The organism is Polaribacter sp. BM10 (assembly GCF_002005425.1).
Classification (GTDB): Bacteria; Bacteroidota; Bacteroidia; order Flavobacteriales; family Flavobacteriaceae; genus Polaribacter; species Polaribacter marinaquae.
On record NZ_CP019704.1, the window covers coordinates 177423 to 198608 of the forward strand.

The following is a 21186-nucleotide window of genomic DNA, read 5'->3' on the forward strand; positions in this document are numbered from 1 at the left end:
TAGAGTCTGCAAAGATACAACTAATTTTCTAAAAAACTAATTGCATTAGGGCCTTCCATAAATAATAAGTCTAAAATTGATAAATTTGGTATAAAACCATGCTTATCATCAAACATTTGTATGTAGTTGTTTGTAAGAATGTTGGGTGTAAATTTTGCGTCAGCTAAATTTCTAAAATCAAATTTTTCTTCTGATTCTATGTAAGATTCACTTTTCTTATAATCAATTTTTAGTTGCAAAGCATCTGTAATAAAATCGAATGTATCAAAATTTAAATCCTGTAAAAATTTATATTTTTTTTCGAATATCGGAGTTAAATCATCAATGTAAAATTCAAAAAAAGGCGAATTCCTATAAGCAGTTTTTAAAGATTTAAAGTGTTGATCTTGCCAATTTGTAGCACTTTCAATAATAGTATCTTTTGTTTTTTTTCTACCAGACGTTACAGGATGTTTTACAGGTATATTTAAAAGTTGCTTACCATTTGTATTAAAAATATAACACCTGTTTCTGTAGCTTTGTTTCTGAAAATTGTCTTCTGTTTCAAATACAACAGTTTCTGCATTAACAATAGCTCGATATTGTGATATCGGAGAAAAGTATGTTGGTATAAATACAGCCATTTTATTTTTTAGCAGCTTTTTTCTTCCCTTTAAAATAACTGTAGCCAATATAAATTGCAATTAATGCAAAAACTATATATCTATACGATACAGGCTCACCGTCACCACCAACAGTAGTAAATAACCTGTTCCATCTAATCGATTTAATTTTTTCTCCAAAACTTGCAGCATTCGCATCCCAACTCCACCAAATCATTACAGGTTTACCTAAAACATGATCAAAAGGAACATAACCCCAATAACGAGCATCTAAAGAATTATGTCTGTTATCTCCCATTAACCAGTAGTAATCTTGCTTAAATGTGTACGAATCTGCTTTTTCACCATTGATAAAAATATCGTCTCCAACAAAAGACAAGTCGTTATTTTCGTAATTTTTTATAATTTGCTCGTAATAAGGTAAAGATTTTGCATCTAACTTTACGGTAGCACCAGCTTTAGGAATGTAAATTGGTCCGAAGTTATCTTGACTCCAATTATTACTTTCTACATGCGGAAAAATCGCATTATCTGCACCATAATTAATTTTTGTAACATCAACAGTTTGAGGTTGCTTTCGTAACCTTTCAACTTCATCTTCTGTTAAATTAATATTTATTTTATTTGCAACAGATTCCATTTTAAGTCTTCTGGCAAAATCAGGATTGATACCTCCTGCAACTTCTGTATATAAAGAATCAGAGCTTATTTTAGTTAAGTTTCCGTTTTCTTTAATTGCTTTTTGTATTTTAGAATTATTCCAATATTCCGATAAAATTCTATAAACACCTGTCTTTTCTTTTTTAATTAAAAACTTAGGAAAACTATTTGCGTCTATAGCTGTTTTTGATTCATACGTATAGTAAAATTGTATTTTGGCTCTATACGGAAGTACATTTTTCTTACCATTTATGTATACATAACCATCTCTTAGTTCTAGAGAATCACCAGCAATACCTACAGCTCGTTTAACATAATTTGTTTTTTTATCTACCGGTTTATAGGTGAATTTACCAGAAGTATCACCCCACATTGTAGCTAATGAATCTGTAGGCCAATTAAAACAAACAATGTCGTTATTTTTAATGTTTTGTAAACCAGGTAATCTTGTGTAAGGAAGCTGAGGTTTTTTTAAATACGAAGCTGTACCAACCAAAGGTAAAGAATCGTGTACCATTGGTGCCGCAATAACTGTTGATGGTACTCTTGCGCCGTAATGAAATTTACTTACAAACAAATAATCTCCAACTAATAAAGATTTTTCTAGTGAAGACGTTGGTATTGTAAATGGTTGCATAAAATACGTATGCACAAGTGTAGCTGCAATAATGGCAAAAGTAATAGAACTTACCCATTCACCTAATTCAGATCTAGGTTTTAGGCTTCTATCTTCATTATAAGTTGAATCCGTAGCGTAATTTATATAGAATATATAAAGACCTAAAGTAATAATTACTAAAAACGAATCAATTTTTTTGAAAAAACCAAAAGAACGAATTGTTTCAATCCATATAACCGGAAACATTAGCAAGTTTACAATCGGAATAAAAAGTAAAATAACCCACCATTTTGGTCTATTTATTATTTGCATTAATACAATTCCGTTATAAACAGGCACTGCTGCTTCCCAAGCTTTTCTTCCTGCTTTTACATATAATTTCCAAGTTCCTAAAAAATGAATTACTTGTACAACAAGAAAAAAGATAAACCATTGGGTAAAAGTCATAATAATTATATTTTAAAATCCTTATTGATAAAGGAATGTATTTTAATTTTTTTATTAGGCGATAAAAATCAATTTTGTTACTGATTTTAACTGATGTTTAACACGTCTTTCATACTAAAAACACCTGTTTTACCAAGAATCCATTCTGCCGCTACTACGGCACCTAAAGCAAAGCCTTGTCTACTGTGTGCAGTGTGCTTAATTTCGATAGAATCTACTTCAGAATTGTACCAAACAGTATGTGTTCCCGGAACTTCTGGTATTCTTTTAGCAACAATAGGTATATTCTCTTCGGATGTGGTTTTGTCTAATTCCCAATCTTTTTTGGTAGAATTTTCTATAATTCCTTCTGCTAAAGTAATAGCAGTACCACTTGGTGCGTCTAATTTTTTTGTATGATGAATTTCTTCCATAGAAATATTGTAATCTTCTAAATTACTCATCATTTTAGCCAGTTGTTTGTTTAATTCAAAAAAGATATTTACACCTAAACTAAAGTTAGAAGCGTAAATAAAAGCGCCTTTTTTTTCTTCACATAACTTAACGGCATCGTTGTATTTGTCTAACCAACCAGTAGTACCAGAAATTACAGGTATTTTATTTTCGATACAATTAGCAATATTATTAAAAGCAGAGTTAGGTATGCTAAAATCTATAGCCACATCTGCTAAAGTGATATCTATTTCTGTATCGACATCTTTTTTAATGACAATTTCATGTCCTCTAGAAATTGCAATTTTTTCAATTTCCTTACCCATTCTTCCGTAGCCTAATAATGCAATTTTCATTTTTTAAAAAGTATATTTTAGTGTAAAACCAACTTTAGGAGCGTCAAATAAAATAGGATCTTGAACAAATGAAGGTTTTAATGATAAATTATCGTCTGTATTAAATTGTATTAAATGTGCATTTACACTAGCTTCTACAATCTGTAATACATAAATAATTACACCCCACATTAAAGATAAATCTCTATTTTCTCTTAATTGTTCTTGCGCTCTTTCTAAGGTTTCTAGAGATACTGTAACTTCTCCTAAGTCGTTTGTAAACTCATCTTGAAAACCAGATTTTCTAAGTTTATAAGCGGTTCTATAGCGTTTATATTCGCTGTTGTTATTTAAATAAAAGTAAGTAGGTGTTGCTATGGCGCCCCAAACTAATGGAGCTTTCCAATATTTTTTATTATAAATTTGACCTAAACCAGGAAAAATAGCAGAATAAAAAGCAGCTTTGGCTGGCGCCAAAGGTTTATAAACACCTTCTTGTATAATAAGGTTCTGTTTTGTCTTAACTTTTGTTGAATCTTTTTGCGCAAAAAGATGAAAAGAAAAAAACAAAACAGAAATGGTTATTATAATTTTTTTTGAAATCACTTATTTTAATAAGTTTTTTATTCGGTTAAAATCTTCTTCAGAATGAAATGGTATTGAAATTTTACCTTTTCCGTTTGCACTAACAGAAACATCAACTTTATGACCAAAATATTCGCTAATATCCTTTAGGCTATTTTTTACAAAAGTTGGTACCGTTTTTTTCTTAGGCTTAGCAATAGATCCAGATTTTAAGCTTTTTACTAAATCTTCTGTTTGCCTTACAGAAAGTTTTTCTCTTAAAATTTTTTCATAAATGGCTAATTGATCTTCTGTGTTGTCAACATTAATCATCGCACGACCATGTCCCATAGAAATAAAACCATCTCTCATACCCGTTTGTAATATTGGATCTAATTTTAACAAACGTAAATAGTTAGTTACCGTAGATCTTTTTTTACCAACTCTTGTACTTAATTCTTCTTGTGTTAATTGAATTTCGTCAATTAAACGCTGGTAAGAAAGTGCAACTTCTATTGGATCTAAGTTTTTACGCTGAATATTTTCTACCAATGCCATTTCTAGCATTTCTTGGTCATTTGCTAATCTAATATAAGCAGGTACCGTTTTATTTCCTATTAGCTTAGAAGCTCTAAATCTTCTTTCACCAGAAACTAATTGAAATTTATTACTTTCTAATTTTCTAACAGTAATAGGTTGTATAACACCTAATTCTTTAATAGAACTAGCAAGTTCTCTTAAAGCTTCTTCGTCGAAATATGTTCTAGGTTGATAAGGGTTAACATCAATTTTATCTAATTCTATTTCGATAATACTACCAACTAATTTGTCGGCATTTTTATCTGATGCAGATTTTACATTTGGTGTGTCTTGTTGTAATAAAGCAGATAATCCTCTTCCTAACGCTTGTTTCTTAGTCGCTTTTGCCATCTTACGAATTCTTTTTTAATAATTCTTGAGCTAAATTTAAGTAATTTACTGCTCCTTTACTTGTTGCATCATAAGCAATAATGCTTTCACCATAACTTGGTGCTTCACCTAAACGTGTATTTCTTCTAATAATTGTATCAAAAACCATAGAAGAAAAATGTTTTCTTACTTCATCTACTACTTGATTCGATAACCTTAAACGAGCATCGAACATTGTTAATAATAAACCTTCTATATCTAAACTTGGGTTGTGTATATTCTGAACACTTTTTACGGTATTAAGTAATTTACCCAAACCTTCTAATGCGAAATATTCACATTGAATTGGTATAATCACAGAATTTGCAGCAACTAAAGAGTTTAAGGTAATTAACCCTAAAGATGGTGCACAATCTATTAAAATATAGTCATAATCGTCTTTAATTTCTTCTAACGATTTTTTTAACATGTATTCTCTTTCTTGCTTATCTACAAGTTCTATTTCAATAGCTACTAAATCTATATGTGCAGGTATAATATCTACATTTGGCGAATCGGTTTTAATAATTGCATCTTTAGCTGATAAAGTGTGCTCTAAAACATGATATGTTCCGCCTTCTACAGTTTCTACATCTATACCTAAACCAGAAGAAGCATTTGCTTGCGGATCTGCATCTATCAACAAAACTTTTTTCTCTAAAACACCTAAAGAGGCTGCTAAATTTACACTGGTGGTTGTTTTACCAACACCACCTTTTTGATTTGCTATTGCAATAATTTTACCCATGAAAATAAATAGATTTATCTAAATGTAAAATTACATTTTTTTATGATTTTTAGAAGTGAAAGATGTTAACAAATGAATAAAATTTTAAACAACTGGTAATCAGTTATTTAATTTTATTTTTATTTTCTTTTTACACAAATTGATGTAATAAAAAACCGAAAGAATACTTCGGTTTTTTATCAGAAAACAACTGCTATTTTTTTGGTGTATTTTTTAATATTTCAATTAAAAAGTTCCAGAATTTTTGTGTTGATGATATACTTGCACGTTCGTCTGGCGAATGTGCGCCTCTAATTGTTGGTCCGAATGAAACCATATCCATTTCCGGATAATTTTGCCCTAAAATTCCGCATTCTAAACCTGCATGACAAGCAGCAACATTTGCTTTTTCTTGATGTAATTCTTCATATAAATTAGAAACGATATCTAAAATTTCTGAATTTACATTCGGTTGCCATCCAGGATATTCTCCTGAAAAATCAACTGTAAATCCAGACAATTCAAAAGCAGATTTTAAAGAATTTGCTAAATCTAATTTATTAGTTTCTGATGAAGATCTTGTTAAACAACTAATTTTAATTTTGCCATCTTTTGCTACAATTTTAGCAATATTATTAGAAGTTTCTACTAAGCCTTCTATATCCGGACTCATTCTATAAACTCCGTTTAAAGCTGTGTAAATAGATTTTATAAAACCTTCTTGCACACCCAATTCCATCACCTTTTCAGGTAAGTTTGTGTCAGAGATTTCAATATTTAGATTTGGTTCTAAAGTTGCAAATTCTTTTTTAATGTTACTGATTAATAAGTTGCTTTCAAACAAAAAAGCTTCTTTAGAAATTGCATCTACAGTAACCACAGCAAAACTTTCTCTTGGTATAGCATTTCTTAAACTACCACCATTAATTTCTGATATTCTTAAACCATAATTAGTAAATCCGTCAAATAATAAACGGTTCATTATTTTGTTGGCATTACCTAAACCTTTGATAATATCCATCCCAGAATGCCCACCATTTAAACCATTTACAGTGATAGAAAAGGCATTTGAATTTTCTGGAACTTCTTCTTCTTTATATGTTCTTGTTGCGGTAATATCTACGCCACCAGCACAACCCATTCCTATTTCATCATCTTCTTCTGTATCTAAATTTAGTAAAATATCACCTTTTAAAATATTTCCTTCTAAACCCATGGCACCAGTCATTCCGGTTTCTTCATCAATTGTAAAAAGTGCTTCAATATTTGGATGTTCAATTTCTGTAGAAGCCAAAACAGCCATTATTGCTGCAACACCTAAACCATTATCTGCGCCAAGTGTTGTGCCATCTGCTTTTACCCAATCTCCATCAACAATCATTTTAATTCCTTCAGAATCAAAATCGAAATTAGTTGCTGCATTTTTTTGATGCACCATGTCTAAATGACTTTGTAAAACCACTGTTTTTCTATCTTCTAAACCTTTGGTAGCTTTTTTATTGATAATTACATTACCAACTTTATCTACAAATGTTTCTAAATTTAGTTTTTTACCAAAATCTACCATAAACTGTATAACACGTTCTTCTTTTTTTGAAGGACGCGGAACAGCGTTAAGGTCTGCAAACATATTCCAAACTTCTTTTGGTGCTAAATTTCTAACTTCTGTGCTCATAAAAATGTTTTAATTTAAAGTGTAAATTTAAGAGATTTCGATAACACTTTCTGTTAGATTTTTCCTAACTTTTAATAAATCTTTCATGTAATCATCTTCTGCTCTAAAACCAACAGGTAGCACTAAAACAGATTTTAGATTGTGTTTTTCCAATCCTAAAACTTCATCGTATTTAGAAGGAATAAAACCTTCCATAGGACATGAATCTATATTTAAACTTGCACAAACTGTTAGTAAATTACCTAAAGCAATGTAAGCTTGATTTTTATTTGCAATAGCTAATTCTTCTTGTGTTTTTTTCTGAATTTCTGCCGTTAAAAAATCTTTAAACGGATTTAAAATTTCATCGGGTGTATTTCTGATTTTTTTTACTAAGTTGAAATATTCTGTAACTTCTTTTGTAGTGTAATTATCTTGTATGCAAATTACAAATAGGTGAGAGGCTTGCATAATTTGCTGTTGATTAAAAGAAAACGGAAGCAGTTGTTCTTGAACTTCTTTATTATTAATTACAATTAATTTTATAGGTTGTAAACCATAAGAAGTAGCTGTTAAATTAAAAGCTTCTTTTAGTGTGTTTACTTGTTCTTCTGTTAGCTTTTTATTGGTATCAAACTTTTTTACTGCATAACGCCATTTTAAATTATCTATAATAGTCATGTTTTAAGCTTATTTTATTTTACAAAAATATGACATTAATATTGCTTTCTTAAAATTGCTTAATTATATAAATTTATAGAAGTATCAATTTTTTTGTACTTTTAAAATAAAAACTATGAATGAAGATTTTCTTCATTATGTCTGGAAATATAAAATGTTTTCTAACGTAAAATTGTGCACAGTAAATAACGAAACTCTCTCGATTCTTAAAACAGGTTTGCATAATCAAAATGCAGGACCCGATTTTTTAAATACACATATAAAGATTGATGATCAAACTTGGATAGGTAATGTGGAGATTCACTTGAAATCATCAGATTGGTATTTGCATAATCATGAATTAGATAGAAATTATGAAGCTGTAATTTTACATGTTGTTTGGGAAAACGATGCTTTGATTTATATGAAAAATAATAAAGCAATACCCACCTTGGTTCTTAAACCTTTTGTAGATAAAAATCTTTTAAATAATTATAAGAGTTTACTATTATCTCGTAAAAATTGGATTCCTTGTGAAAAAAACTTATCAAAAATAGATTTGTTTACTTTCAATAATTGGAAAGAGCGTTTGTTTTTTGAACGGTTAGAAAGAAAATCATCAGAAATTAAAATTCTTTTAGAAGTAGAGCAAAATAACTTTGAAGGAGTTTTATTTCAATTATTAGCTAAAAATTTCGGATTAAAAATTAATGGAGATGCGTTTTTGGCTTTAGCAAAATCAATTGATTATTCGATTGTAAAAAAAGTAAGTACAAATTCTACACAGTTTTCTGCGTTACTTTTTGGACAAGCAGGTTTTTTAGAAGAAGACATTCAGCATAATTATTATTTGCTTTTAAAAGAAGAGTATGTTTTTTTAAAACATAAATTCAATCTAAAACCTTTGTCAAACAATCAGTTTTCCTTTTTTAGAATGCGTCCTAATAATTTTCCTACCATAAGAATTGCACAGTTAGTTGCATTATTAACCAAAGAGAAAAATTTATTTTCTAAGATTATTGAATCAAATACGCTTGCAGACTTTTATGATTTATTTAAAATTGATATGATTGATTTTTGGCAAACACATTATAATTTTGAATCAGTTTCTAAAAAATCTTCTAAACGACTTACCAAATCATTTATAGATTTATTGATTATCAATACAATAATACCTTTAAAATTTATGTATCATAAGAGCAGAGGAGAGGTGAATGAAGAAACTTATTTAGAAATTTTAAGGGAAATTAAATCAGAAAAAAATAGTATTATTTCTAAATTTACAGAGTTAAAAGTTTCTTCTGAAAGTGCATTCGACTCTCAAGCTTTATTAGAGCTTAAAAACAACTATTGCGCACTTAAACGATGTTTAGAATGCGCAATAGGTAAAAATGTTTTAAGTAAAAGTTAAATTACTTTGGATCTAAAATGTTGTTAATATTTACAATTAAATCTTTGTAATGATACTTAGATATTTTATTTATAGCTCTTTTACTTGCAGTGTTTAACTGGTATTTTAATGTTGTTAATTCTCCTCTAACAATGGAAGAAACATCTGTACTTGTTGCAGATTTATCACTCATTAACGAACCTAATCTTTTGATAAAAGATTTTTGAAGCTTTCTTCTTTGTAAGTCTACGTTTTTAGTGCTTCTAGCTTCAGAAAATATTCCTTTACGTAAATCGCTTATCATGTCTGATGCAGGATAAAAATTATCTTGAATAACTTCTGCTTCAATCATTCTTTCTAAAGTTCTATAATTTAATAATGTTGCTAGATTTCTGTCTTGATAACGACCTAACTTTTCTGTATAGCCTGTTTCATCTATCTTATTAAGAATGTTTTTATCAAGTAACCAATTCTGAGTTTTAAACACGTTATTTAATAACCAATTTAAAGATTCTTTTTGAACGTTTTTAGAAACTGGTACATAAATAGCACCTTGTTGAGATGGTTTTTTGTTGAACTCGTATACTCCACCAATATTACCAGTAACATGGCCAGCATAACGTCCCCAAACACTTAATAATTCACCATATAATTCATTTAAATCTTCGTAATTATTTGTTTGATTAGAAGTCCAATTAGGTAAGTTTTTAGCAACAATTTTTAAGTTTTTCACACCATATGTGCTAGATTTAACTTGATTGTTACCAATTCCTTCGGTTTGTGCAGATGGATCAAAACGCTGGCCGCCAAATCGATAAATTGGGTCATTTCCTTTTTCTTCAATCCACTTGTCTAAAGTTTTAACTTCTTGTTCTGGTGAAGTAACATTTGGTATTTTTCTATAACCCCAGTTAATTGCATAATGATCGTAAGGACCAAGTTGTCTAATAAAACGTATGTTTTTATCACCTGGTTGAGCAACGTAATTATATCTTGCGTAATCCATAATTGTTGCTGCAATTCCGTTTTTTTGAGTAAAATCACCAGATCTTAATGAATCTGTTGGATAAGCATAACTAGCAGCCATGTTGTGTGGTAAACCTAAAGCATGACCAACTTCATGAGCAATTACCATGCGCATCATGTCGCCAATTTCTTCATCTGGTGTGTCTAAAGTTCTCGCAGAAGGATTCGCAGCACCAGTTTCTAGTAAGTATCTATTTCTGTAAGAACGTAAATGATTGTGGTACCAAATAATATCACTTTCTAAAATTTCACCAGATCTTGGGTCAGAAACACTTGGTCCTGTTGCATTTCTTGTTGTACTTGCCACATATCTAATAGAAGAATAACGAATATCTTCCATACTAAATTCTGGGTCTTCTTCTTTTGTTGGAGGCATTTTTGCCATAATTGCATTTTTAAAACCAGCAGTTTCAAAAACTTTTTGCCAATCATCTACACCTTGTTTTATATATTTTCTTAGTTTTTCTGGTGTTGCAGGATCTAAATAGTAAACAATCGGTTTAATTGGTTCTACTAATTCACCTCTATTATAAGCAGCTTCATCTTTTGGTTCTAACCTCCATCTTCTTATGTATCTTTTGCTGTCTGCTTTTAAGGCTTCAGAACTATAATCTACATTACCAATTGTAAAATAGCCAACTCTTTTGTCGTAAACTCTCGACATCATTGGTTCTTCTGGTAATAAAATCATCGATTGATTAATTCGCATAGAAATCGTATTTGTATTTCTATTACTTGGCGGTGCATCAGCATCAAATGTAAAATCTTGAATTACCTCTATGTTTTTTGGGTAGCTTTTAATGCTACTGATAAAGCTTCTAGAAGCATCTAACCTTCTTACTTTGTAGTTTTTTCTGTAATATGATGGTAACCCAGAAATTGCTTTAACATCTGTAGAGAAAAACTTAGTAACGTCTACTAAAACTGCAGTAGAATCGATGTTTTGAGATTTTACATCAAAAGCATAAATTACTGGTTCTAAATTGTTTGCTTTTACAGATTTGTAAATAGGTAGATTATCTTCTGCAATAGCATTGTAAGATTTTACTTTTAATAAGATTTTGTTTTTATATTTTTCCCAAACAATAACTTGTGTGTTAATTTTAGAACCAGCATTAACATAACCACCACCTAAATTAGCAGGAATTTCTTTAATTCTAGTAACTAATAACATTTCTTTACCTAAATAAGAATTAGGAATTTCATAAAGAAATTTATCTTTATTTTCATGTACTTTAAACAAACCATCGTCAGTCTTTGTGCTTTTTTTTACAAAGTCTGAATATTTAGGAGTTTTACTTTTTTTAGGAGTTTTGGTTTCTGTGTTTTTTTCAGTTTTATTTTTCTTCTTTAATTTAATTCGACCACTTTGACTAAATAAATCGGATGTGAAAAGGAGTGAAGTAACTAATGAAAATAAAATTATTTTTTTCATAATAGATTGGTTAATTATTTAATCTACTAAATTATTAAAATTAGCTGAAGCAGATTCTTATATTTCTGTTAAAAAAGAACCTCAAAAAACATTAGTTTTTTGAGGTTTTCATAAATATTATAAGAAAATATTTTTAATACAAACTTTTAAATTTGTTTGGATTCGATTCGTGCATAATATCATAAATCTTTTCAAAAATATCTTCTGCAGATGGTTTAGAGAAATAATCTCCGTCTGTACCATAAGCAGGTCTATGTGGTTTAGATGCCAGTGTAGCTGGTTTGCTATCTAAATATTGATATCCGTTTTGTTTTTCTAAAATTTCTTGTAATATATAAGCAGATGCTCCACCTGGTACATCTTCGTCAACAACTAATAATTTGTTAGTTTTAGCAAGACTTTTAACACAATCAGAATTTAAATCAAAAGGTAACAAGCTTTGTGCGTCTATAATTTCTATATTAATACCTACTTGTTGTAATTCGATAGCAGTTTCTTGCACAATTCTTAAAGTAGATCCGTATGAAACAACTGTAATATCTGTACCTTCTTTAACAGTTTCTACATAACCAATAGGTGTTTTAAATTCTGCTAAATTAATTGGTAATTCTTCTTTTAATCTATAACCGTTTAAACATTCTACCACTAAAGCAGGTTCGTCTCCTTCTAGTAAAGTATTGTAAAAACCGGCAGCTTTTGTCATGTTTCTAGGAACTAAAACATGCATTCCTCTAACGTTATTGATAATACCGCCCATTGGTGAACCTGCGTGCCAAATACCTTCTAACCTATGACCACGAGTTCTAATAATTAATGGTGCTTTTTGTTTACCAAAACTTCTATAATGTAATGTTGCTAAATCATCACTCATAATTTGTAAAGCATACAATAAGTAATCTAAATATTGTATTTCTGCAATTGGTCTTAAACCACGCATTGCTAACCCAATACCTTGTCCTATAATTGTAGCTTCTCTAATTCCTGTATCAGAAATTCTAATATCGCCGTATTTTTCTTGTAAACCTTCTAATCCTTGATTTACATCACCAATAAAACCAGCGTCTTCACCAAAAATTACAACTTCTGGATGCTTCTTTAAGATTGCATCAAAATTATCTCTCATTACAATTCTTGCATCTACCAAGTTTTGTTTTTGAGCATAAACAGGTTTTTTAGCGCTTACATTTAAAGCACTGTAATTACTTTCGCTATATAAATAAGAAGAATATTTATAAGCAGCAGCCTCAATCGTTTTTTTAATAAAGTTTTGAAGTTCTATTTTTTCAGAAAATTCTTCATCTTTTAAATAACGAAGTGTTTTTCTAGTTGCAATTAAAATATCTTTTCTAATCGGTTCTACTAGTTTTTCTAAATCGTTTTTATATTTTGTAATAAACGCGCTGTTTCTACTTTTTTTAGCAACTCTGTCTAGTAGATTAGCCGCAATTTTTACTTCTGCAATTAATTCGTTGTTATAAGCGTTCCATGCATTTCTTTTTGCAGTAGTAACTGTTTTTTTAGCTTCTTTTTCTAGAGTGATTAAATCGGCTTCAGAATCTACAAAACGTAAAGTTTCTCCGTTTTCTGTTTCTAATTCAAAATCTAAAATCCATTTTCTCATTTTAGCAATACAGTCGTGTTCTTTTTCCCACTGTAATCTTTCTTTTCCTTTATATCTCTCGTGAGAACCAGATGTAGAGTGCCCTTGAGGTTGTGTTAATTCTTTAACATGAATTAAAACAGGTACATGTTCTTCTCTAGAAATTTTAGCAGCTTTATTATAAGTGTCTATTAATTTTACATAATCCCAACCATTTACTACAAAGATTTCATAACCATTGGCATCGTTATCTCTTTGAAAACCTTTTAAGATTTCAGAAATACTTTCTTTTGTAGTTTGATGTTTTGCGTGAACAGAAATTCCGTATTCATCATCCCAAACACTCATAACCATTGGTACTTGTAAAACACCTGCAGCATTAATTGTTTCGAAAAATAAACCTTCGCTTGTGCTTGCGTTACCTATTGTACCCCAAGCAATTTCATTACCATTTTTAGAAAAGTTGGTTTTGTGTTGTACACTTTTTTCGTTTCTATAGATTTTAGAAGCTTGCGCTAAACCTAATAAACGTGGCATTTGTCCTGCAGTAGGAGAAATATCTGAACTAGAGTTGTATTGTTCTGTTAGGTTTTTCCAGCTACCATCTTCATTTAAACTATGTGTGGCAAAATGCCCACCCATTTGTCTACCAGCAGACATTGGTTCTATATCGATATCTGTATGAGCATATAAACCAGCAAAAAACTGTTGTGCAGTTAACTCGCCAATTGCCATCATAAAAGTTTGATCTCTATAATAACCAGATCTAAAATCTCCTTTTTTAAAGGCTTTTGCTAAGGCTAATTGAGGCACTTCTTTACCATCACCAAAAATTCCGAATTTAGCTTTACCAGTTAAAACTTCTCTTCGACCAAGTAAACTACATTCTCTACTAATTTTAGCAATTTTATAGTCGTTTAAAACTTCTGCTTTAAAATCTTTAAAAGAAAGTTCTTTTGTATCTTGAGTAAGTGTTTTCTGAGCCATATTTTTCTTGAATTATACTTTTGCAAAAGTAGTCATTTTAGTTGATATTTAAAAATTTCTTATTTATTTAGTAATTTATCAACAAATTAATGTTTTTAGTTTAAAATTTTACGAATAATTAAATTTTATAGATTTATTTTAAAAATCTGTACGAAATAGAAGTAAATGAAGATTATTATAGAATAACCTAAAATTTACTTAAACATTCTTAAATGCTTAAGTAAAGAAAAATGTGTGTTAAAGTTGTTTTAAAATTAGATGAAGTTAGAATAGGTTTTTACAAAAATCCTCGTCTAAAGAAATTGTAGATAGAACCTAAATCACCAGTAAAAGTAAATCTAATTTTTTGAGGATATGCTTCTTGTGAAACCTCCCAACCGTTATTAGAGTATAGCGGTAAATAGATTTCAAAAATATTATGAATAAAGTTTAAACGGATTCCGTTTTCATAACCAAAAAATAAATATTGGTCTTTATTTTTAAGGAAGGCAACATCATTATAAAACTCTACCCATCTCCATAAACCAATGCTTGAGTTTAGAGATAACATATATTGATTAGCAAATCTTGTCGGTAAAACAGACTTAAAACCACCTTCTGTAATAATATATTGTTGGCTAAAAATACCAGAACTTTCAGATCGACCGTAGTAATTTAACTCAAATAAATAGTCGTTAGCTCTATCTAAACCAAAACTAAAATAATCTCCTTCAGATTTATTATGAAGAAATACGCCTGCAAAAACTCTAAAATCTAACTGAGTGTCTGATGTTGTTAGCTTTCTAAACCTATAATCTGCAGAAATCTTAGAGAAATTTTTGGCAACTTCTCCTGTAAAACTATATCTAGTTTCATCAATTATATCTGGGTTGATATAATTATAGCTTAAACTAAATACATTGTAATTATCTTGATCTGTTTTTGTTTCTAACGGAGAAATTTCTTTATTAATATGAACAATTTTTGCTCTTAAATTTTCTGTACTTGCATCTCTTAAAGATTTTCTTTTAAACTGAATGTCAACATATGGTATTAAAGAGCTGTAAGATAATTCTGGTGCATATTGTAATGTGTTTCCGGTAATACCATATGCAATTTTATAAATGTTAGTTTCTTCAAAAAACTGATTAAAAGCTACAGAAAAAGAACCGTTTATCATTTTACTTCTGGTTGCATAACCTGGCGAAATTTTAAATTCTAAATTTCTTTTGATAATAGGCTTATTATGTAGCTTTACGCCTAAAATTAATCCGTCGTAAAAATTATATCCAAAACTAGGTTGGTAAAAAATCTGATTGTAATTTGGTGCTTTAACATCTTTAATCAAAGAAAATTTTAAAGGTTTGTTAAATAATTTTCGCTTTACGTTGTAATAATTATCTAATGTGTTGTATTCCGGATAAATATTTTCGTAGTTTAAAGCAATTTGGTCAAATTTGCCTTTCGGAAGGGTGGTGGTAAGTGTGTCAGAAACGTTAGTAAACCATTCTTTATATTTTATTTCTTTATTTTTTATTCCGTATAGAGCAATAGGAGTCGTAATATTTCTCTTATTTTTAATTGTCACTTTTAAGCTGTCATTTGTTTCTTTAACTTTATCGATAGTATAATCTATCTTTTTGTTAGTTTTTATAAAGTCTTTAAAAAACCATGAAATGTCTTTTGAAGTATTCTTAGTTAGAATATTTTTAAAGTCAGAATCGTTAGTAACTTTAAGTTTATTTTTTTGATAAAATTCTTTGATACTTTTATTTAAAATAGCTTCACTTAAAAAACCTTTTAAATAGGTAAAACCTAAACCAGCTTTATATTTGCTTACTATTCTTCTGTTAAAGTTCGATAAAGAATCTGCAGGAGTATTTAATGCTTGATCTAAAAATCGTCTGGCAGTAAATTGATATACAAATGGATATTTTTCGTTAAACTTAAGTTTAGAAATATTAAATCTTTTTAAAAACCAAGAATTAGATGCTTTTCCTAAAAGTTTAATTTCTGGATAAAATTTATTTACATACTCAATCATCAAATAATTTTGCAAGCCATCTATTAACCAATAATCTTTTCTTTCATTAATTAGCAGAGTTTGTTGTAAATATTTTTTTGATAAAACTTTAAATAAGGTTAAATCTTGTTTAAAAACATCAGAAAAAGGTCTAATAAAATTAGGTAATTGCGTCAATCCGTAAATAGGATTTTGTTTACGCATTACTTCATCAATAAAAATTTTATCAGTAGGTAAAACTCCTAAATATGATGTTAAAAAACTTAGCTCTCTATTTAAGATTACTTTTGTGATATTTTCGTTGAAATCTTCCTGTAAAATATCAGTTTGAATTTCATGACTATCTGTATGAAATTTTTTGAAAGTATTTTTTCTTTGGATGTCTAAAATAACATCTTTTTGGTTTTTACCATAAAGGTTGTAAGTAGTATAAACACCGTCGATATTTGGTTTTTGTTGTTTTAAACTACTTGTTAAGTTAAGGTAATTTGGTAATTTAAACTGAATGTTAAAAGTGGTATAATCTTCAAATAAATCGTTAAGATTTAAGTTGCTCATTAACTGCCATCCATCTTTATAAATTGCAGGTGTTAAATACCAGTACCTTAATCTGTATCCGTTATTATATTTACCGTAACCTGTAAATTTAGAGTTCGGGATTTTTAAAATATAAGTAACATTAATTCTTGTACTTTCTTTAGGTTTTAATGGTTTGTCTAGAAATAGCTGTAAGATATCTTCTTTGTTTTCTAGCTCTTTATAAATAATATTATTAAAATTTATTGTAATGTTTTTGATGTCTGAAAAACCTAAATCTTTTTGATTTGCAAAATATAAGTCTTTTCTAAAATCTTGAATAAAACGTTTTGAAAGTGGAGTTTTTCGATCTTTAAATGCGTTACCCCAATTGTGAAGAAATATGTGATTTAATTCTTGATTAGAAGTGTTTGTGTAAACAATTTCTTGTTGAATCATTAATTTATCTTCTTCTACATTTAAAGTGGCTTTAATATTAATCGCATTTTGTTGTGCTAAGTTAAAGCCACTATAAAGTAGTATGAAAAATAGTATGTAAACTTGTTTTTTCAATAAAGGTAAACTAATAAATTATTAATTAATTTTAGAAGTTTGGTTTTAGCTGGTATTTTGCGTAGAATTTATTGAAGTGTTCAACAGCTTCTTCTGCAGTGTCTACCACTCTAAATAGGCTTAAATCTTCTAAACCAATATTTTTCTCTGTAATTAGCGTGTTTTTTATCCAGTCTAACAATCCGCCCCAAAATTTAGAACCTACAAGTACAATTGGAAAACGGCCTATTTTTTTAGTTTGTATAAGTGTAATTGCTTCAAAAAGTTCATCTAAAGTTCCGAATCCACCAGGCATCACTACAAAACCTTGCGAATACTTAACAAACATAACTTTACGCACAAAGAAATAATCGAAGTCTAAACTTTTACCTGGATCAATCCAAGGATTGTCATGTTGTTCGAAAGGTAATTCGATATTTAGACCAACAGAAAGTCCTTTACCTCTGTTTGCTCCTTTATTACCAGCTTCCATAATTCCTGGTCCACCACCAGTAATAACACCAAAACCTGCTTGTGTTAATTGAAAACCAATTTCTTCTGCTAATTTGTAATATGGATGATCTGGTTTTGTTCTTGCAGAACCAAAAATAGAAACACAAGGACCAATTTTACTTAATTTTTCGTATCCTTCTACAAACTCTGCCATAATTTTAAATATAGCCCAAGAATCGTTTGTTTTAATTTCGTTCCAAGTTTTAATTTGTAGTTTTTCTTTTATTTTTCTATCGTCATTTGTCATTTTAAGTATATTTTATTTATTGTATCATGCTTTTAAAAAAGAAAAGCCTGCTAAATTAGTAATTTTTTTAAGAATTTGGCGGTGTAACTAGTTTTATGTTTTGCAATTTCTTCTGGTGTACCAGTAGTTAAAATTTTACCACCTTTTTTACCGCCTTCCATACCAACATCAATAATGTAATCTGCTAATTTTACAACATCTAAATTATGTTCTATAATCAATACAGTGTTTCCTTTATCGGCTAATTTATTTAAAACTTCCATCAGCACTCTAATGTCTTCAAAATGAAGTCCGGTTGTGGGTTCGTCTAAAATATAAAAAGTATTACCAGTGTCTCTTTTAGATAATTCTGATGCTAGTTTAATTCTCTGTGCTTCTCCACCAGAAAGTGTTGTAGATTGTTGCCCAAGAGTTATGTAGCCTAAGCCAACATCTTTGATGGTTTTAAGTTTTCTGTGGATTTTAGGAATTTTAATAAAAAACTCTGTTGCGTCTTCAATCGTCATTTCTAAAACATCAGAAATAGATTTTCCTTTGTATCTAATTTCTAAAGTTTCTCTATTAAAACGTTTTCCTTGGCAAGTTTCACATTCTACTTGCACGTCTGGTAAAAAGTTCATCTCAATAACTCTAACTCCGCCACCTTGGCAAGTTTCGCATCTACCACCTTTAACATTAAAAGAAAATCGACCAGGTTTGTAACCTCTAATAGAAGCCTCGGCAGTTTTAGCAAATAAACTTCTAATTTCATCAAAAGTTTTGGTGTACGTTGCTGGGTTAGATCTAGGAGTTCTACCAATAGGAGATTGATCGATATCGATAACTTTATCAATATGTTCTAAACCTTCAATTTTTTTATAAGGCATTGGTTTTTTAACGCCTCTGTAAATATGAGCGTTTAAAATTGGGTATAAAGTTTCGTTGATTAAAGTCGATTTTCCACTTCCAGAAACACCGGTAACACAAATCATTTTACCTAAAGGAAATTCTACAGATACATTTTTTAAATTATTACCTGTTGCTCCTTTTAACTTAATCTTTTTTCCGTTTCCTTCTCTTCTTTTTTTAGGAACTTCAATTTTTTTTCTTCCTGTGATATAATCTGCTGTAAGCGTTTTTTGTTTTTTTAATTGACTAAATGTTCCTGCAGATACAATTTCGCCACCATGTTTTCCTGCTCCTGGACCAATATCAAAAACAAAATCTGCTTTTTCAATCATATCTTGATCATGTTCTACAACTAACACAGAATTACCAATATCTCTAAGTTTAACTAAAGAATCTATTAATTTCTCATTATCTCTTTGATGTAAACCAATACTAGGTTCATCTAAAATATATAAAACTCCAACTAATTGAGAGCCAATTTGAGTGGCTAATCGAATTCTTTGCGCTTCTCCACCAGATAAAGATTTAGAAGTTCTGTCTAAGGTTAAATAGTCTAAACCAACGTCTAATAAAAACTGAATTCTAGTTCTTATTTCTTTTAAGATTTCAGAGGCTATTTTTAGCTGTTTTTTAGTTAAATCTTTTTCTATGTTTTTAAACCATTTAGCTAGTTCTGTAACATCTAATTGTGCTAAATCGCTAATGTTTTTATCTAAAATTTTAAAATGTAAAGCTTCTTTTTTTAATCTTTTACCATGGCAAGTAGAACATGTAACTTCGTCCATAAAACCTTTTGCCCATCTTTTTATAGAAGTACTTTCTGCGCTCTTGTACTGGTTTTCAATAAATGCGACAATACCTTCAAAATCGATTTTGTAATTTCTTCTTACTCCAACAGTTTTAGATTCTATTTCAAAAGATTCGTTACCACCATTTAAAATAATATCTAATGCTTCTTTAGGTATGTCTTTGATAGCGTCTGTTAGTTTAAATTTATAACGTTCTGCAATATTTTGAATTTGTTTAAAAATCCAACTGTTTTTTTGTTCTCCAAGCGGAGCAATTCCTCCATTTTTTATAGAAATAGAATCATCCGGAATCACTTTAGATAGATTAATTTCATTAGTTAATCCTAATCCGTTACAAGAATTACAGGCACCTTTAGGTGAGTTAAAAGAAAAAGTGTTTGGTTCTGGATTTGGGTATGCGATACCGGTTGTAGGACACATAAGTTCTCTACTAAAATATCTTGGGTTATTATCTTCTACATCAATAACCATCATTATATTGTTACCAGAATATAAGGCTGTTGTTATAGTTTCATCTAGACGTTTTTCTACGGATTTGTTTACGGCTAAACGATCGATTACAACTTCAATATCATGAGTTTTGTATCTGTCTAGCTTCATTCCTTTTTCAATTTCTTGAATTTTACCATCTACACGAACTCTTAAAAAACCTTGTTTAGAAATTTGTTCGAATAATTCTCTATAATGCCCTTTTCTAGATTTAATTAAAGGTGCTAAAACGGCAATTTTTTTGTTATCAAAATCTTTTAAAATAAGATCTTTAATTTGCTCATCAGAATAACTTACCATTTTTTGGCCTGTGTTATATGAGTATGCTTCACCAGCTCTTGCAAAAAGTAATCTTAAAAAATCATAAATTTCTGTAATGGTACCAACAGTAGATCTCGGACTTTTATTTGTTGTTTTTTGTTCGATAGATATTACGGGCGATAAACCATCAATTTTGTCAACATCTGGTCTTTCTAATCCTCCTAAAAATTGTCTGGCATACGCAGAAAAAGTCTCTATGTAACGCCTTTGTCCTTCAGCGTAAATAGTATCAAAAGCTAAAGAAGATTTTCCGCTACCACTTAAACCAGTTATAACTACTAGTTTTTCGCGAGGAATTTTTACATCAATATTCTTTAAATTATGAGCCCTTGCTCCGTAAACTTCTATATATTCTTGGTCTTTCAAATGTGCCTTATTTTTCAAAAAAAGCAAAGTTAATCATTAGAAATTTAATTTAAGAATCAATCTAAAAACCTTTATAAATGTTTTTTAACTAGTTTTAAGATGTTTAAGAAATAAAAATCTTCCTTTTAAAAATGTAAAATAGTATCTTGCGATATATTTAATTTGGTAAATAATGATAGACAGTATTCGTCATTTTTTTGAAAGAAATGGATTTGGAGTCTTTTCTAGATTGGCAGATAGATTAGGGATGAGAGCATTAAACGTTCGTTTATTCTTTATTTATGCTACATTTTTTACTGCTGGTTTGTCTTTTGGTTTGTATTTAACAATGGCTTTTATTTTAAAATTAAAAGACATGATTTACACCAAAAGAAGCTCGGTTTTTGATTTGTAAAAT

The 21186-nt window shown here is 29.4% G+C and carries 15 protein-coding genes; 2 read left to right on the forward strand and 13 right to left on the reverse strand.

All coding sequences use genetic code 11. The features are described 5' to 3' along the window. Window positions 1-20: 20 nt before the first annotated feature. From BXQ17_RS00770 to BXQ17_RS00805, 8 genes are all read right to left on the reverse strand, one after another. Window positions 21-623, reverse strand: a complete 603-nt coding sequence (locus BXQ17_RS00770; protein WP_077811320.1) for a WbqC family protein — start codon at window positions 621-623, stop codon at window positions 21-23. 1 nt (window position 624) lies between these two features. Beyond that, the gene (gene lepB / locus BXQ17_RS00775) at window positions 625-2328 is read right to left on the reverse strand and encodes a signal peptidase I (RefSeq protein WP_077808798.1); all 1704 of its coding nucleotides are present in this window, start codon (window positions 2326-2328) and stop codon (window positions 625-627) included. An 86-nt stretch (window positions 2329-2414) separates the two neighbouring features. Next, the gene (gene dapB / locus BXQ17_RS00780) at window positions 2415-3116 is read right to left on the reverse strand and encodes a 4-hydroxy-tetrahydrodipicolinate reductase (RefSeq protein ID WP_077808800.1); all 702 of its coding nucleotides are present in this window, start codon (window positions 3114-3116) and stop codon (window positions 2415-2417) included. Between the two features lie 3 nt (window positions 3117-3119). Further along, window positions 3120-3701 carry a DUF5683 domain-containing protein gene (locus tag BXQ17_RS00785; protein WP_077808802.1) on the reverse strand — a complete coding sequence of 194 codons (582 nt, stop codon included), beginning with the start codon at window positions 3699-3701 and terminating at the stop codon, window positions 3120-3122. After that, on the reverse strand, window positions 3702-4589 hold the full coding sequence (locus tag BXQ17_RS00790) for a ParB/RepB/Spo0J family partition protein (RefSeq protein WP_077808804.1): 888 nt from the start codon (window positions 4587-4589) through the stop codon (window positions 3702-3704). A 1-nt stretch (window position 4590) separates the two neighbouring features. After that, a complete protein-coding gene (locus BXQ17_RS00795; RefSeq protein ID WP_077808806.1) occupies window positions 4591-5355 on the reverse strand; it encodes a ParA family protein in 765 nt (254 codons plus the stop codon). 193 nt (window positions 5356-5548) lie between these two features. Next, entirely contained in the window at window positions 5549-7009 is a 1461-nt protein-coding gene (locus BXQ17_RS00800) for an aminoacyl-histidine dipeptidase (RefSeq protein ID WP_077808807.1), read from the reverse strand. Between the two features lie 27 nt (window positions 7010-7036). Next, window positions 7037-7669, reverse strand: a complete 633-nt coding sequence (locus BXQ17_RS00805; RefSeq protein ID WP_077808808.1) for an NAD(P)H-dependent oxidoreductase — start codon at window positions 7667-7669, stop codon at window positions 7037-7039. Window positions 7670-7784: 115 nt separating this feature from the next. Here BXQ17_RS00805 and BXQ17_RS00810 point away from each other — a divergent pair, with 115 nt between their 5' ends. Next, a complete protein-coding gene (locus tag BXQ17_RS00810) occupies window positions 7785-9059 on the forward strand; it encodes a DUF2851 family protein (protein WP_077808809.1) in 1275 nt (424 codons plus the stop codon). A 1-nt stretch (window position 9060) separates the two neighbouring features. Here BXQ17_RS00810 and BXQ17_RS00815 read toward each other — a convergent pair whose 3' ends face one another. The 5 genes from BXQ17_RS00815 to uvrA form a co-directional block, all read right to left on the reverse strand. Then, window positions 9061-11499 carry a zinc-dependent metalloprotease gene (locus tag BXQ17_RS00815; RefSeq protein ID WP_077808810.1) on the reverse strand — a complete coding sequence of 813 codons (2439 nt, stop codon included), beginning with the start codon at window positions 11497-11499 and terminating at the stop codon, window positions 9061-9063. Window positions 11500-11632: 133 nt separating this feature from the next. Then, complete coding sequence (locus BXQ17_RS00820; protein ID WP_077808811.1) at window positions 11633-14086, reverse strand: thiamine pyrophosphate-dependent enzyme; 2454 nt, start codon at window positions 14084-14086, stop codon at window positions 11633-11635. Window positions 14087-14363: 277 nt separating this feature from the next. Further along, entirely contained in the window at window positions 14364-17177 is a 2814-nt protein-coding gene (locus tag BXQ17_RS00825) for an aminopeptidase (protein ID WP_077808812.1), read from the reverse strand. 31 nt (window positions 17178-17208) lie between these two features. Continuing rightward, window positions 17209-17916 carry a TIGR00730 family Rossman fold protein gene (locus tag BXQ17_RS00830; RefSeq protein WP_077808813.1) on the reverse strand — a complete coding sequence of 236 codons (708 nt, stop codon included), beginning with the start codon at window positions 17914-17916 and terminating at the stop codon, window positions 17209-17211. 50 nt (window positions 17917-17966) lie between these two features. Beyond that, window positions 17967-20789: an excinuclease ABC subunit UvrA gene (gene uvrA / locus BXQ17_RS00835; protein ID WP_077808814.1), complete on the reverse strand. Its 2823-nt coding sequence runs from the start codon at window positions 20787-20789 to the stop codon at window positions 17967-17969. A 172-nt stretch (window positions 20790-20961) separates the two neighbouring features. On the opposite strand from uvrA, the gene BXQ17_RS00840 reads away from it, so the two are divergent. Next, window positions 20962-21183 carry a PspC family transcriptional regulator gene (locus tag BXQ17_RS00840; RefSeq protein WP_077808815.1) on the forward strand — a complete coding sequence of 74 codons (222 nt, stop codon included), beginning with the start codon at window positions 20962-20964 and terminating at the stop codon, window positions 21181-21183. Window positions 21184-21186 lie beyond the last annotated feature (3 nt).

Bases quoted from the DNA above. Each gene is read 5' to 3' on its own strand.
- BXQ17_RS00770 (WP_077811320.1), bottom strand. From the start codon at position 623: ATGGCTGTATTTATACCAACATACTTTTCTCCGATATCACAATATCGA.
- lepB (WP_077808798.1), bottom strand. From the start codon at position 2,328: ATGACTTTTACCCAATGGTTTATCTTTTTTCTTGTTGTACAAGTAATT.
- dapB (WP_077808800.1), bottom strand. From the start codon at position 3,116: ATGAAAATTGCATTATTAGGCTACGGAAGAATGGGTAAGGAAATTGAA.
- BXQ17_RS00790 (WP_077808804.1), bottom strand. From the start codon at position 4,589: ATGGCAAAAGCGACTAAGAAACAAGCGTTAGGAAGAGGATTATCTGCT.
- BXQ17_RS00795 (WP_077808806.1), bottom strand. From the start codon at position 5,355: ATGGGTAAAATTATTGCAATAGCAAATCAAAAAGGTGGTGTTGGTAAA.
- BXQ17_RS00800 (WP_077808807.1), bottom strand. From the start codon at position 7,009: ATGAGCACAGAAGTTAGAAATTTAGCACCAAAAGAAGTTTGGAATATG.
- BXQ17_RS00805 (WP_077808808.1), bottom strand. From the start codon at position 7,669: ATGACTATTATAGATAATTTAAAATGGCGTTATGCAGTAAAAAAGTTT.
- BXQ17_RS00810 (WP_077808809.1), top strand. From the start codon at position 7,785: ATGAATGAAGATTTTCTTCATTATGTCTGGAAATATAAAATGTTTTCT.
- BXQ17_RS00815 (WP_077808810.1), bottom strand. From the start codon at position 11,499: ATGAAAAAAATAATTTTATTTTCATTAGTTACTTCACTCCTTTTCACA.
- BXQ17_RS00820 (WP_077808811.1), bottom strand. From the start codon at position 14,086: ATGGCTCAGAAAACACTTACTCAAGATACAAAAGAACTTTCTTTTAAA.
- BXQ17_RS00830 (WP_077808813.1), bottom strand. From the start codon at position 17,916: ATGACAAATGACGATAGAAAAATAAAAGAAAAACTACAAATTAAAACT.
- BXQ17_RS00840 (WP_077808815.1), top strand. From the start codon at position 20,962: ATGATAGACAGTATTCGTCATTTTTTTGAAAGAAATGGATTTGGAGTC.